The 13160-nt window shown below is 48.9% G+C and carries 12 protein-coding genes; 6 read left to right on the forward strand and 6 right to left on the reverse strand.

Features of this window, described 5'->3' with window-relative positions; translation table 11 throughout:
* Nucleotides 1-17: 17 nt before the first annotated feature.
* Genes GCWU000325_RS09395 through GCWU000325_RS09410 form a run of 4 tightly spaced genes read right to left on the reverse strand, consistent with a single transcriptional unit; the run spans nucleotide 18 to nucleotide 4816 of the window.
* Entirely contained in the window at nucleotides 18-1121 is a 1104-nt protein-coding gene (locus GCWU000325_RS09395) for an ABC transporter permease (RefSeq protein WP_006256317.1), read from the reverse strand.
* Between the two features lie 15 nt (nucleotides 1122-1136).
* Nucleotides 1137-2582, reverse strand: a complete 1446-nt coding sequence (locus tag GCWU000325_RS09400; protein ID WP_006256318.1) for an ATP-binding cassette domain-containing protein — start codon at nucleotides 2580-2582, stop codon at nucleotides 1137-1139.
* Nucleotides 2579-3472, reverse strand: coding sequence for an HlyD family secretion protein (locus tag GCWU000325_RS09405; RefSeq protein WP_006256319.1), 894 nt, complete (start codon nucleotides 3470-3472; stop codon nucleotides 2579-2581). The genes GCWU000325_RS09400 and GCWU000325_RS09405 overlap by 4 nt, the downstream gene beginning before the upstream one ends.
* A gap of 57 nt (nucleotides 3473-3529) precedes the next feature.
* The gene (locus GCWU000325_RS09410) at nucleotides 3530-4816 is read right to left on the reverse strand and encodes a TolC family protein (protein WP_006256320.1); all 1287 of its coding nucleotides are present in this window, start codon (nucleotides 4814-4816) and stop codon (nucleotides 3530-3532) included.
* Between the two features lie 159 nt (nucleotides 4817-4975).
* Here GCWU000325_RS09410 and GCWU000325_RS09415 point away from each other — a divergent pair, with 159 nt between their 5' ends.
* Nucleotides 4976-5875: a helix-turn-helix domain-containing protein gene (locus GCWU000325_RS09415; protein ID WP_040599611.1), complete on the forward strand. Its 900-nt coding sequence runs from the start codon at nucleotides 4976-4978 to the stop codon at nucleotides 5873-5875.
* Nucleotides 5876-6539: 664 nt separating this feature from the next.
* On the opposite strand, the gene GCWU000325_RS09420 is transcribed toward GCWU000325_RS09415, so the two are convergent.
* Entirely contained in the window at nucleotides 6540-7676 is a 1137-nt protein-coding gene (locus GCWU000325_RS09420) for an AI-2E family transporter (RefSeq protein WP_006256325.1), read from the reverse strand.
* 116 nt (nucleotides 7677-7792) lie between these two features.
* On the opposite strand from GCWU000325_RS09420, the gene rsmI reads away from it, so the two are divergent.
* From rsmI to GCWU000325_RS09445, 5 genes are all read left to right on the forward strand, one after another.
* The gene (gene rsmI, locus GCWU000325_RS09425; RefSeq protein ID WP_006256326.1) at nucleotides 7793-8500 is read left to right on the forward strand and encodes a 16S rRNA (cytidine(1402)-2'-O)-methyltransferase; all 708 of its coding nucleotides are present in this window, start codon (nucleotides 7793-7795) and stop codon (nucleotides 8498-8500) included.
* Between the two features lie 13 nt (nucleotides 8501-8513).
* Nucleotides 8514-9383 carry a Cbp1 family collagen-binding glycoprotein adhesin gene (locus GCWU000325_RS09430; protein WP_006256327.1) on the forward strand — a complete coding sequence of 290 codons (870 nt, stop codon included), beginning with the start codon at nucleotides 8514-8516 and terminating at the stop codon, nucleotides 9381-9383.
* A gap of 73 nt (nucleotides 9384-9456) precedes the next feature.
* Nucleotides 9457-10125, forward strand: a complete 669-nt coding sequence (locus GCWU000325_RS09435) for a glycine zipper domain-containing protein (protein ID WP_006256328.1) — start codon at nucleotides 9457-9459, stop codon at nucleotides 10123-10125.
* Nucleotides 10126-10515: 390 nt separating this feature from the next.
* Nucleotides 10516-11046: an Ig-like domain-containing protein gene (locus tag GCWU000325_RS09440; protein ID WP_006256330.1), complete on the forward strand. Its 531-nt coding sequence runs from the start codon at nucleotides 10516-10518 to the stop codon at nucleotides 11044-11046.
* A gap of 77 nt (nucleotides 11047-11123) precedes the next feature.
* Nucleotides 11124-11999: a formylglycine-generating enzyme family protein gene (locus tag GCWU000325_RS09445; protein ID WP_006256331.1), complete on the forward strand. Its 876-nt coding sequence runs from the start codon at nucleotides 11124-11126 to the stop codon at nucleotides 11997-11999.
* A 220-nt stretch (nucleotides 12000-12219) separates the two neighbouring features.
* On the opposite strand, the gene GCWU000325_RS09450 is transcribed toward GCWU000325_RS09445, so the two are convergent.
* The gene (locus GCWU000325_RS09450; RefSeq protein ID WP_040599613.1) at nucleotides 12220-13002 is read right to left on the reverse strand and encodes a DUF481 domain-containing protein; all 783 of its coding nucleotides are present in this window, start codon (nucleotides 13000-13002) and stop codon (nucleotides 12220-12222) included.
* Nucleotides 13003-13160: the final 158 nt, after the last annotated feature.

The raw sequence follows: 13160 nt of genomic DNA on the forward strand, positions 1-13160 counted from the left end.
AGAAGGTAAAAAGAGAGTTATTCCAGTCGGGTCTTAAACTTTTTCAGTGCAATGCCAAGAATTAACAGACTCATAGCCGTAAGGATTAGGAGTTCGCGCCCCACCATTTGCAAGCCGACACCCATAACCATCAGTTTGCGAATGGCGGCAATGAACCAGCGCGCCGGAATAATGGCCGAGAACCATTGCAAGGGGAGGGGCATACTTTCGATAGGGTAGATCATGCCCGAAAGTAGCAAGTTGGGCATCAGCATCAGCATACCGGAGATAAGCAAAGCTTGTAGCTGAGTCTTTGCCACGACACTGATGAGCAAGCCAAGGCAGAGGGCAAGAAAAATATAAAGCAGGCAGAGCGTGAGGATGGCGAGAAGATTGCCGGCAACGGGAACTTTCAGCACAAAGTTGGAGATACCGAGAATGAAAAGCAAGATGATGATAGATAATAAGAAGTAGGGCACGGCTTTGGCGATAAGGATCAGCAGCGGGCGGATGGGCGAGACGAGCAAAACCTCCATCGTGCCGCGCTCTTTCTCACGAACAATGCTTACAGAAGTCATCATCGCGCAGATGAGCAGCAGCAATAAGCCCATAATACCGGGCACAAAGTTGTAGGCGCTTTTCATTTGCGGGTTGTAAAGTAATCGTGTGATGATTTCTGTGGATTGTGGGACGTGGGCCGCTGACGTTGCTTCCGCCATACCCGCTTGAAGGATCTGCGTAGCGTATGCCCCTTGCATAGACGCTTGATTCGGGTCAGCCCCATCAAGGATTAGTTGTACTTGGCCCTGACCTTTGGGCAAACGATCTGCAAAGCGCGGCGAGAAGACGATGGCTATGTCAGCCTGTCCGTTGCGAATGAGTTGCTCCGCTTCAGCGGTTGTCTGCGCCGTATGCGTCAGGATAAAGTATTCTGAAGCATCGAGTCGAGCGAGCATACGTTGCGTGAGGTGATCGGCAGGCGTTGTCACAGCGACCAAGCGCACGTCTTTTACGTCGGTAGAAATGGCAAAGCCAAAGAGCAGCATCATAATGAGCGGCATACCGAAGAGGATAAGCATCGTGCGTCGATCGCGCAAGATGTGCCGAATCTCTTTTCCCACAAAGGCTATAAACATTTTCATTCTTATTCCTCCGCCTTATGTTTCTTTTCTTTCTGCGCGGCGCGCAAGGAGCGTAAAAACCTCCCCCAGCGTCTCTTTTTCAAATCTGCTTTTCAGTTCGTCGGGCGTGCCCAATGCGCGTATCTTTCCATCTACCATAATCGAAATGCGGTCGCAATATTCCGCCTCGTCCATATAGTGGGTGGTGACAAAGATTGTGATGCCTTTTGCCGCCGCTTGGTAAATGAGTTGCCAAAACTGCCGCCGCGTAGTTCCGTCAACGCCGCCCGTAGGTTCGTCTAAGAAGACCACTTCAGGCGAGTGGAAAATGCTGACGGAGAAAGCCAGTTTCTGCTTAAAGCCTAAGGGCAGCGAGGCCACTAATCGGTCAGCATATTGCGCGATGTCGAGTTTGTCGAGCAATTCATCAGTTTTGCGGCGAATAGCTTGGTCGCGCATACCATAGATGCCGCCGAAGAGACGAATGTTCTCGCGCACGGTCATATCTTCGTAAAGCGAAAACTTCTGACTCATATAACCAATGTGGCGTTTAATCTCTTCATATTGTGTGCGCACATCATAGCCGCCGACGATAGCCGTGCCGGACGTGGGCCGACTCAGCCCTGAAAGAATGCGCATGGCCGTAGTTTTACCGGCTCCGTTAGCGCCCAGGAAACCGAAGATCTCACCGCGTCGGACCGTAAATGAAATGTCGTCGACGGCGCGGAAAGAGCCGAAAGCTTTCACGAGATGATTGACGGAGATTACATTGACGTCCGTCGCCTCTTTTGTTGCAGCCTCTGTTTCCTGTTCCTTTATATAGGTAGAAGTAGTTGTAATAAAGTCGGGCGCAGGTGTTGTTGTGGGGCGCGTTAAGATAATTTCATCGCACTTCTTTATTTCATCTTCGTAGGGCGTTGATACTAACATTGTAATGCCTCGGCGCTTTAAGGTGGCCAGCGTATCCCAAAAGTCGATACGCGAGACGGGGTCAACGCCCGTTGTAGGCTCATCTAATAATAATACGCTTGGGCGATGAATCAGTGCGCAACTTAAAGCCAGTTTCTGCTTCATACCTCCCGACAGCGCGCCTGCACGGCGATCTTTGAAGCGCTCTATCTGTCCGTAAATGTCTTTAATATCGTCGTAACCTTCTTCGATGGTCGTTCCGAAAAGCGTAGCGAAAAAGCGCAGATTTTCTTCTACGGTGAGGTCTTGGTAGAGGCTGAAGCGCCCCGGCATATAACCTAAATGCCGGCGGATGGTTTGCATATCGTTTACCGTATCGTAGCCGTCGATGGTTGCTGTGCCGGAATCGGGTAAAAGTAAGGTGGCCAAGATGCGAAACATCGTGGTTTTTCCCGTTCCGTCAGGACCGATAAGTCCGTAAAGCGCACCTTTTGGTACGTTGAAAGAGCAATCGTCCAAGGCCACAGTTGCTCCGTAGCGTTTCGATATGTGCTTTACCTCAATCGCATTCATAGTTTTACCTCTCCATACATACCCATCTTAAGATAGCCGTCGTTGATCACGGCAATCTTCACGGCATAGACAATGTCTGCCCGCTCATCGTCAGTGAGAATCGACTTGGGCGTAAACTCAGCGTTGGGCGAGATCCACGTCACCGTGCCGGAATAACTGCGGCGCGTGTCGCTGCCATAGTTGCTGAATACTTTTACGCGTTGTCCTAACTTTACTTGCGCCAGTTGACGTGACGTGATGTAGGCTCTTATAAACATATGGCGCGTGTCGGCTACTTTGAAAAGAGGCTTTCCTATCGTGGCAAACTCGCCTTGCTCGGCGTACTTTTCTAATACAGTGCCCGCAATCGGGGATGTGATGTGACACTTCTTTAATTGATCAAGTACTTGGAGTCGTTGTATTTCAGCGCCACTTACCTGACTGTTTAGGCTGCGCGTACTATTTGAAAGTGCTGAGATTTGTGCGTTCAGTTGGCTTTGTAGAACCCGCACGGCATTGCTTGCATCGTCTGTTTGTTTTCGTGTTGCCGCTCCGTCTGCAAAGAGAGCCGCCGTGCGCTTCTGCTCCAATTCTGCTTTTGACAACTGTTGGCGCGTAGCGGCAATTTGTGCGCTGATGTCGGGGCGTTGTTCGGCAAAACTTTCTCGCGTGGCGCCAATCTGCCGTGCTTTAAGTTGGAGTTGAACAGTATCTATAAGCCCCACTTGTTGATGCGCCTCTACAAGTTTGCCTTCGCTTATGTCGAAAGTCATAAGTCGCCCTGTGGCTTCAGCGGAGACGGTTACTTCTGTCGCTTCAAAGATACCCGTAGCGTCAAACTCTTTTTCCTTGTTGCCGCAGGCACTTACCAGCAGGGTGAATGCGGCGATAGCTATTACAGTCTTTTTCATGTCTCGTCGTTTTAAGCGCTTTGTAGGTGCAGCGTTTTCGTTTATTTCACTCTCTTTTCAGAAAGCACCTTTGATGATTTTCAGTTCGTATATACTTTGTAGTAGTTCAAGCTCGTGCACGGCGCGCGTGATGCAAGCTTCGTTTTCTTTCGTGATTTCTTGCAAGAGTTGGTCAGCATCGATTGTGCCGTGTGTTAGTTGTGCTTCCGTGGCTCGTCTTATGGATTGGCGCAGACTGACGATTTCGTCGTCGGCTTGCATTACTTTGCGTCGCCCCGCAATGTGTGCTTGCTGCTGAGCCTCCTCCATTTGATTGTTAAGGAGGAAAAGTTCACGCGCATTTTCCGCCTCTTCGCGCTGCACGCCCAATTGGTGCAAATCGTTGCGGCGCGTGTATAAACTGCTTAGGCTCCACGAGAGGCGCGCACCGGCAAGCGCATTAAACGAGAGTCGGCGGCGCTGCATATCTTCAAAGAGATTGTAGCCGGGGCGCCCGTAATAGCCTTGGGCAAATATGCTCAAGACGGGCAGCAGGCGGCTTTTGAGAAACTGCTGCTGCGCATCTGCTAAACGCAAGCGGCAGTCGATGAGTTGCAATTCGGGCCGCTCGTTGGTCTTAGGATCGGTATCGATTTCCGAAGAGGGCTTCACCAAACTATCGGCCTGCTCTACGCCGCAGAACAGCGCGAGCATACGACTTACGGCGTGCCGCGCTGCAGTGAGTTCGTCGCCTGCTTGTATAGCGCGGAGTCGTTCGGCGCGGAGTCGGTCTACGTCACTTTGCATAGCTACGCCGCGTTGCAGCATTGCTCGGAGTTTTTCTTCGTTGCTTTGCAGCATTGCCTGCAGTTGCGCGTTGAGGCGTATGCGTTCGTCAAGCAGCAGTTGCGAGAAGAATAAGTCGCTCACACGGCGGCGTAAGGCATAGAGATTTATATCAGTTTGCGCCTCTTCCACTTCTGCCTTGCGCTTTTCCACTTCTGCTTGTCGACTGATTCGCCCGCCGTCCCAAAGCGTCTGGCTGATTTCCACTTGCAGGCGATATTGCTCCTTGCCTATCCCCTCGTAAGTTTGACCGCTTTGTGCCAGTATCGATGAGAGTTTGTCGGGAAGTTGCGTCGTTCGGTTCTGCACTGTTGCTTGCGCCGAAGCCTGCACTTGTGGCAACCAAGCTTTCTTTATGTTGCTCACATTATAGGCCGCCGATCGGCGTATCAAATCATAGCGCTTTATCAAAGGATAGTTTTGCTTGGCCATCTGCTGACACGCTTCCAGCGTAAGTTGCGCGCAGCAACTCATCGCCCGGCCCGTTAGCATCATCGCCATCAATAAGAGAGTTTTCATCGTTCGCTCGTTTTTTCTGTTGCAAAGGTAAGGCAGATGTAAGTAGGCCGCATTATCTTTTATGGCTATAAAATGGTCTTACGCTACACAAATGTGGGGAAAAAGCGCGCAAATAGCCTTCTCTTCATTTATCTTTGTGGTCGAAATAATACCCACGCGATGAACGATAAGAAGCCTGAGACGCTTACCATCGAGCAGATAAGAGATCGCCTGAGCGAAACCGTAGACAATAGACAGTTGCCCATCTTGGCCGATGGCGTTGCCTTGTTGAGCCGAGGGCGCAACCTTTTTGGCAAGGCCGTTGAGGTGCAGATTCCTTATCGCCTGCCCGGCGTCCGACTGGGGGTGCTGATGGCTGGGGAGGCCGATGTGATGATCAATTTGATGAGTTACCACGTAGAGGCTCCCGCTGCCGTATTCATCGGCGATAACTCTATTTTTCAACTTCAAAGCATTGCGCCGGATAGCGAAGTGCAGGGCGTCTTTGTCGATCCTGCCTTGTTCAACGAAATCTTTTCCGCTTGTCCGCCGGCAACTTTCAATGGACAGGTGCGCGATTTCATTACCCCCATAAATCAGGCTGCCGGAGAAAAGATAAATGCACTTATTCAAACGCTTACGCTCACGTTTGCTGAGGGGGAATATAACCGCAGCGTGGTGCATCACCTTATAGCGGCATTGGCCCACGTTTTCAGTGAGATCTATGAAAAGCAGGTTGGTAAGCAACAGAGTCGCCGTTCACACACGCGTCAACTCTTTGATCGTTTTATTTTGCTTGTCAATAAGTATGGCAGTTATCAGCACAACCTCGCCTTCTATGCCGCTCAATTGTGCATCACGCAACCTTATCTCAGTCGTGTAGTGCAGCAAGAAAGCGGCGTCTATGCCAAAGAATGGATAGATCGTGCTGTTATAACTGAGGCGAAAGTAATGCTCAAGCACAGTAATCTGCCCATTGCGCACATCGCTGAAAAGCTTAATTTTTCTAACCCGAGTTTTTTCAATAAGTATTTTAAGCGCTTGGCGGGCGTCACACCCAGTGCATTTAGAAACAGTTAAGAGACGGCGGAGGGGCGCCGCGGCCGTCTTCTTCGTTACATATGACCCTTGTCGCACACAGGCCGCACAAAGCAACGACAAGCGTATTTGAACTTAGCAAATAAACTTGTCAAAGAAGAATGAAATTAAGAACCAAAGTTGTCAACTAATTCTAGGACATTACAAGTAGATGCTGCCGCGCGAGCTTGTCTTAAGCCTATTTTGCGCGCGCTGCGTAGCCTTTTGATTGCCCCACTTGTTGAGACAAAATTTCCTACATATAGGAACTTTATTTCCCCTATTCGGAATTTTTTTCCTCCTTATTGGAATTCTTTTCTCCCCTTGTTGGGGCAATAAAACATAAGCACTCCCGCGGCCGACAGAGCTAAAGGGCGGCGCGATACTTAGGGGTGAGTGGTAAAAAGGAAGTAGTTGGGTCTGTTTGGTCTTAACGAAGGGTCAAAATATAAGGACATAACTACAAATGAGAGCTATGGCAAATTAAGGAAGAGGGGAGAACTTGCGCCTCGCTTGCCCGGATCGTGTGGTAGCGTGTGTTAAGACCTGTCGAAGTGCTTTTGGAAAAATGAGGTGTCGAAGTTGTACTACGTAAGATATAAACAAGCACACACGGGAAACCGTTAAAATCAGTTTGCCCCGTGTGTGCTTGTATTTGTCACTCTATTTAAGCCGGATCTTGCACTTCCTCTTCGATCGGCGCTTCGGGTTCATCTTCGACGGCCTCTTCCTCCGGACCGATAACATAGCGGCGGTAGTAGGAGATCATCAATGTCGTGACAGGCAAAGCAATGATCAGGCCGACGATGCCTAAGATGTAGCCCCAGACAGAGAGGGAAAGGAGAATCACGGCCGGAGATAGTCCCATAATCTTGCCCATAACGTGCGGCGTGACAATGGTGTCTTGCAACACTTGCACGACGATGTAAACCAAGCATACCCCTCCGAAGAGCAGCCAAAAACTTTGTCCCGTATCGGCCGCGCGCAGGAGGGCTAAGAACAAAGCGGGAATGAAACCGACGACTTGCAAATAAGGTACAAAACTGATGAGCCCGATAAAGCAGCCTAAGCCGACCGGGATAGGAAAGTCTATAATCCAAAAGCCGACGGAAAACATAATGCAATTGCTCAAAGCAACGAGTGCTTGGCCGCGGAAGTAGCCATCCATTCCTTGTTTAATGTCGCCTACTAACTGTCGGGCTATCTCGCGCCGACTGTGCGGAACGAAGTTGATCCAGCCATAAGCATAGCGTTCATAGTCTTTTAAGAGGAAGAAGAGATAGAGTAGACCGATCAGTGAGGCTAAGATGTTGAGAATAACGCCCGCCGTAGACCAAATGACGTCCCAAGCTTTAGGCAGTATTTTCTGGGCGGCCTCTTGCACGTCCTTTGAGGAAAGCAGCTGCTCTATGCGTGCCGCGCTGATTCGCTCTTGAATGAAATGAAGCACATGAGGGGGGATGACTTTCTCTTGCATCTTCGGATCTTTCAAGAAATTGATGGCAACTTCTTTGATATGGCTGAACTCATCTAAGAAAGGCGGTACGATAATATAAGCTAAGGCTGTCAGTGTGCCCAAGAGTAGTGCGAGGGCAACAAAGATGCTTAGTATTCTATTCTTTAATTTGCATTTATACTGCAAGAAACGCACGATTGGAAACAGCAGATAAGCCACGGCACACGCTACGAAGAAAGGCAGCAAGACGGTGCTTAGATACGAGATGATATAGCCCGCAAGAATCAGTCCGCCTACGACTAAAGCGCCGCGGATAAAGCGGTCGAAAGTAATTTCCTTTTTCATCATAAACTTGTATTGTTTGCTTTTTAGAGCCCTCAAATGTATGAAGAATTTTCAAAAATGTCTAATCGGACGGTTTATTGTTTGCTTTCACCCCGATATTTCTATAAATTTGCCTCCAAATGGGCTGTTTGTATTTAGTGCCTACTCCCGTAGGCAATTTAGAAGACATCACGATGCGCGCGCTACGCGTGTTGAAAGAGGTGGATTTAATCCTGGCCGAGGACACTCGCACGACGGGCATCTTGCTTCAGCATTACGAGATACGCAATTCGCTCTGCGCACATCATAAATTCAATGAACATCAAACGGCTGAAGCTTTTGCCAAGCGAATGGCTGCAGGTGAGGAGATGGCGCTCGTGACAGACGCCGGCACGCCGGGTATCTCTGATCCGGGTTTTATGCTCGTGCGGGCTTGCGCTGCCGAAGGTGTAACCGTGATTTGCTTGCCGGGTGCTACGGCTTTCGTGCCGGCTTTGGTCGATAGCGGATTGCCTTGTGAGCGTTTTACCTTTGAGGGTTTCCTGCCGCAGAAGAAAGGTCGACAGACGCGCATTCACCAACTCTGCGAAGAACCGCGCACGATGATCTTTTACGAATCGCCTTATCGCGTCGTGAAGACTTTAGACGAATTAGCAGAGGCCTTTGGCGGCGATCGACGTGCGTCAGTGTCGAGAGAAATCTCCAAACTGCACGAAGAAACGCTTCGAGGGACGCTTGAAGAGCTTGCGGCGCACTTTAAGACGACAGCTCCCCGCGGCGAATTTGTCATTATCGTTGAGGGATTAAATAGAAAGAAATCAAAGGAGGTGGAGGCTTCCACACATTAAAAAGAATAAGATTATGAAAAAAGCGTTGTTAGTCGTTGCAGCTGCTGCTTTGCTCTTCAGTTGCAATACGAAAAAGCAGAAAGAAGAAGCCGTGGAAGCTACGGCTCAGCAGATTGATTCGCTCAAAAACGCTTTGAAAGAGGCGCAAAACGAATCGAACGATTTAATGGGAACCGTCGAACAGATTCAAGAAGGCTTCCGTCAGATCAATGAGGCAGAAAACATTGTTACGATGCAGGCGCAACACGGAGAAAACTCTAATAGGCAGGCCATAGCAGACAATATGCACCTCATTCAGGACAAGATGAAGTTGAACCGAGCGTTAATAGCCAATTTGCAGGATCAGCTTCGCTCATCTACGGGGGCTAATTCGCGATTGAAGTCTACGCTTTCGCAAATGGTGAAGAAGTTTCAAGCGCAGTTGGAAGAGAAGACGAAGGAGATTGATAAGCTTCGGGCGCAACTGGCTGAAAAGGACATCAAGATAGCCGAGCAAGATGAGCAGATCACTTCCTTGAATAATAGCGTCAACTCGCTTTCAAGCAGCAATGAGCAGAAAGCGCAGACCATTGCCGCGCAGGATCAGCAGCTCTACACGGCTTATTACGTGTTCGGCACGAAGAAAGAACTTCGCGAGCAACGCATTCTGGCGCACGGCGATGTCTTGAAATCGAAAGACTTTAACCGCGACTATTTTACGCGCATAGACTATCGCGTGACGAAGACGATTCGCCTCTATTCCAAGAGTGCACAGCTGAACACTTCGCACCCTGCAGATTCTTATTCGCTCGAGCGCGATGCGCAAGGGCAATATGTCTTGCGTATTACGAATCCGGATCGCTTCTGGAGTGTGAGTAAGTATTTGGTGATTACCGTAAAATAATGAAAGCGTCGCACGCCCTCAGGTAAAAAACCTGTGGCGCGCGATGTTTGTATATATATAGGAGTATATAATTATGAAGCGTGGATTGCCCATTTTCCTTTCTGCCGCCCTACTGTTAAGCGCTTGCTCGGACAGAGGAAGTGCCATGGCCGGCGGTAGTTTGCTGGGTAGCGTGCTTGGCTCTGCAGTCGGCGAAGTTATAGGTGGGCCGCGCGGTTCCGACTTAGGGTCAATTATCGGGGGCATAACGGGCGCCGCTGTCGGTGCATCTACTGTGCAGAAAAAATCACGTGATGGCAATTGCGCCTCAGCAGACCAAGAGGAAGACGGCTATACTTACGACCGCGCAAAAGTAGGCCGTGCCGGTCGTAGTTCCTCTTCGAGACAGGCATATGCCTATTCCGAGTGGACTGCATTAGATGTGAAGAATGTGCAAATAGCCGATTCGACAACGGAAGTAGCGCTCTCACCCGAGCATCCCTTGCCTTTGACGATGGACATATATAATAATGGGAGCGATACGCTGCAAAATGTACTTCCCATCCTTGTCTGCGACAATCCGCAAGTGCGCATTTCCCCTGCGGTTCATATCTCTTCGCTCGCTCCCGGTCAAGGCGTACGCTATAAAGTAATACTCACAACAAAGCACTCGTTGCGGCAGAAGAGAGCCAACTTTGTGGTCTATTTTGGCAAAGGCAATAAGCGCATCAAAGCCCTTTCTTTTACCCGCCGCTTCGATTGAGCAAGCCTCAGTTTGCTTTTACTTATTAGCCATAAGGGCGCACGTGAAGTAGCCCTAAGCCTTGCTGACAACAAGTCCTGCTGCCATGCGGAAGACTTGTTGTTTGTTGTTTCCAAGCCTGCCGACTACTGAAGAAGATGTGCCTCAGCCGCACTCGACCGATGGTGACCAACGATGAGGCAAACAATGAGAAGCGCGCGACTGAAGCTGCGAAAAGCGGCGCAGATCGGTGCTAGCGAGCCTCAATAGGCACTTGTTGAGGCTTGATGACGATAAAATCAATCCGTTTGCTTGTTTCCGTAGCAATTTATATATATATTTGCAAGGCTGCAAATGATTTTGCCGTTTCTCGAAATGAGATTTTTTAAACCATTATAATTCATTCATTACATGAAAGCCAAAAGAAAACTCCTATTTATCTTGGCTGCCGGCCTCTTGAGTGGTGCGTCGAGCGTAGCCAGTGCATCAAGCCTCAAAAATCCTATGCAGGCTGACGCAGACAAGCAGCCTTGCCTCGTTGTTAAAATGCAAGCGGGCGGCGAAAACGTATTCTTCTTAGAGGGAAGTCCTAAGTTGATGTATTTTGCAGATAGCTTAGCGGTCGTTTATGACAAGCAGCAACTCAATTTCTCGCTGAAAGACCTTAAAGACTATCATTTTGAAGAGCGCGACGTAACGGGCATTGGTAAAGTTGTAGATCAAAACAAGTCGCAAGGAGAAACCAACTTCGTGCAAGGTTTAGCCATCTTCACGCAGTATCCTGCCGGCACGAAGATTACCGTCTTCACGAGCAATGGCCGCAAAGTGGCAAAGGTCATCACAGATAAGGAAGGACGTGCACAGCTTGATTTGCGTGACCAGCCGGCCGGCGTTTACGTCATCACCGCAGGGCAGCGCTCCTTTAAGTGGCTGAAGAAATAAAAATCAGACCGCACTGCTCAACCGCCTAAACCCTTGGGCAGCGCAACTGACTTTATATCCTTGTAAATTTCGAATTTATGAAAAAGAGACTTTTACTCTGTGCTACGGTTGCTTTAGTAGCAGCCGCAAATGTTTGCGCACAAAATTGGAAGATGGTCGTGAAGCGTGCAGATGGCACGAAGGACACGATCGCCACAGAAAAGGTGCAGGACATTAAGTTCTTCAAATCCGGTGCCGGCACGGTAGACCCGAAAGATATTGGTATTGAGTTTGTGAAAATTCAGGCCGGCTCTTTCGTAATGGGAAGCCCTACGACCGAGCCGCAGCGAGAAGCGGGCGAAATACAACATAAGGTCACGCTGACGAAGGACTTTTATATGAGCAAATATCCCGTTACATTCGAGCAATTTGATAAGTTTTGCGAAGCAACGGGCCGCCAAAAGCCTGATGATTACGGTTGGGGCCGCGAAAATCGCCCGGTTATCGACGTAAGTTGGGAAGATGCCGTTGCCTTCTGCGAATGGACCGGTTGCCGCTTGCCTACTGAAGCCGAGTGGGAGTATGCTTGCCGTGCCGGCAGCACTACACCGTTCAATACCGGCGACAACTTGACGACGGATGATGCTAATTACGACGGCACTTATCCTTATAACAACCACGAGCAGGGGCTTTATCGCCAGCAAACCGTACCCGTTGGGTCGGTAGGTCAACCTAATGCTTGGGGCTTGTATGATATGCACGGCAATGTGCAGGAATGGTGTGCCGATTGGTACGAAGAATATTCGAAAGCCGAGCAGACCGATCCGAAAGGGCCTGCAAACGGAACGTATCGCATCTTGCGCGGTGGTAGCTGGACAAAGCGTGCTTTGCAATGTCGCAGCGCTTATCGCGGCGGTAGCGAATACAACAGTCGCTTTGACGATGCCGGTTTCCGCGTCGTAAAACTTAATTAAAACATACGTTTAGCGCATAGCAAAAGCGAGAACTTTCATTGTCTCCGGGCTATGCGTTAAAAGCAAAACCAAAAGATGAGAAATCATCAGCAGCTACGAGGCGCTCGTTATCCGTCAGCCTCGTAGCTGTTTTTATGGTATAACATTGAAAAGCGGCAACCTTACATACAGGCCATTATCAAGTTGTATTTTAAGGTTGCCTTCTTTTTTTGATATTTGCTTAAAATGAAATATCAAGACCGACATCAACGGAATCAAAATCTTTCCGTACGGGTACAATCGGAGATGTGTCGTAAATGATACGATAGGCTCCGCGTAAGCCTATTGTCGGTGTGATGTTGTATTTCAGGTCGAGAGCCCCGCCAAAACGAGCTTTTTTCAAATAACTATCCGGTTTTCCTTGGTGAATAGCCGTCGTCGTAATTTCCCAATGATCCCCCAACTGATGCCTGAAACTAAGAGAAAGGTGACTTTTTAGGCTACGGCTGTAAGCATACATCCCTGTTGATGGACCGGGATTAGGATTCTCCCACTTTTCGAATTCGAAAAAGAAGCCTACAGCGGCAAACATCAAGCAATGATCTGTATTGATCAACCGATAACGCGATTGCAAACCCGTAGAAACCTTATATTTCAGACCTTTACTACCGGCCCATTGCGACTCGGCATAAGGATAAACCTCAAAAGCCTTATCCAACAAGTAGCGATATTCGGAGTGTACATATCCTCCGCTTACCGTCACTTTCTTGCCATAGGTAGAAAACTCAAGCTTGTTTATGAAATTGATTACCCGTTTGCGCTTTATCAGCAGGTTCAGGTTAGCCGTATTTTTGAAAGTAAGTATATTCTTCTTTTCGGTTTTGAAATCCAGCACGGGCAATAATGTCCCTTGTATACTTTTGGTGCTGTCTATATTCATGGTAAGATTTTCGGAGAAGAGCATTTGTGAATATGTCGGAAGCGAAGCCGAAAAGATCAATAGGAGATAAAGTATTCGTTTCATTGTTAAGCTTATTTTTGGATTAAAGCAAAAGGACCTTATAAGGTAACTAAACACACGGAAGAGAAAGATGCTGCATTTTGCGAGCAGCCACGCAACCGCTCATTACCTTGCTGATACATAAAAAAGGCCTCAGGAGATGTTTTGCCTTCTCCTGAGGC

Source organism: Alloprevotella tannerae ATCC 51259 (genome assembly GCF_000159995.1).
In the GTDB taxonomy this organism is placed as follows: Bacteria; Bacteroidota; Bacteroidia; order Bacteroidales; family Bacteroidaceae; genus Alloprevotella; species Alloprevotella tannerae.

Coding starts and splice junctions, on each gene's coding strand:
- GCWU000325_RS09450 (WP_040599613.1), bottom strand. CDS start 13,002: ATGAAACGAATACTTTATCTCCTATTGATCTTTTCGGCTTCGCTTCCG.
- GCWU000325_RS09440 (WP_006256330.1), top strand. CDS start 10,516: ATGAAAGCCAAAAGAAAACTCCTATTTATCTTGGCTGCCGGCCTCTTG.
- GCWU000325_RS09435 (WP_006256328.1), top strand. CDS start 9,457: ATGAAGCGTGGATTGCCCATTTTCCTTTCTGCCGCCCTACTGTTAAGC.
- GCWU000325_RS09420 (WP_006256325.1), bottom strand. CDS start 7,676: ATGATGAAAAAGGAAATTACTTTCGACCGCTTTATCCGCGGCGCTTTA.
- GCWU000325_RS09410 (WP_006256320.1), bottom strand. CDS start 4,816: ATGAAAACTCTCTTATTGATGGCGATGATGCTAACGGGCCGGGCGATG.
- GCWU000325_RS09430 (WP_006256327.1), top strand. CDS start 8,514: ATGAAAAAAGCGTTGTTAGTCGTTGCAGCTGCTGCTTTGCTCTTCAGT.
- GCWU000325_RS09405 (WP_006256319.1), bottom strand. CDS start 3,472: ATGAAAAAGACTGTAATAGCTATCGCCGCATTCACCCTGCTGGTAAGT.
- GCWU000325_RS09395 (WP_006256317.1), bottom strand. CDS start 1,121: ATGAAAATGTTTATAGCCTTTGTGGGAAAAGAGATTCGGCACATCTTG.
- GCWU000325_RS09415 (WP_040599611.1), top strand. CDS start 4,976: ATGAACGATAAGAAGCCTGAGACGCTTACCATCGAGCAGATAAGAGAT.
- rsmI (WP_006256326.1), top strand. CDS start 7,793: ATGGGCTGTTTGTATTTAGTGCCTACTCCCGTAGGCAATTTAGAAGAC.
- GCWU000325_RS09400 (WP_006256318.1), bottom strand. CDS start 2,582: ATGAATGCGATTGAGGTAAAGCACATATCGAAACGCTACGGAGCAACT.
- GCWU000325_RS09445 (WP_006256331.1), top strand. CDS start 11,124: ATGAAAAAGAGACTTTTACTCTGTGCTACGGTTGCTTTAGTAGCAGCC.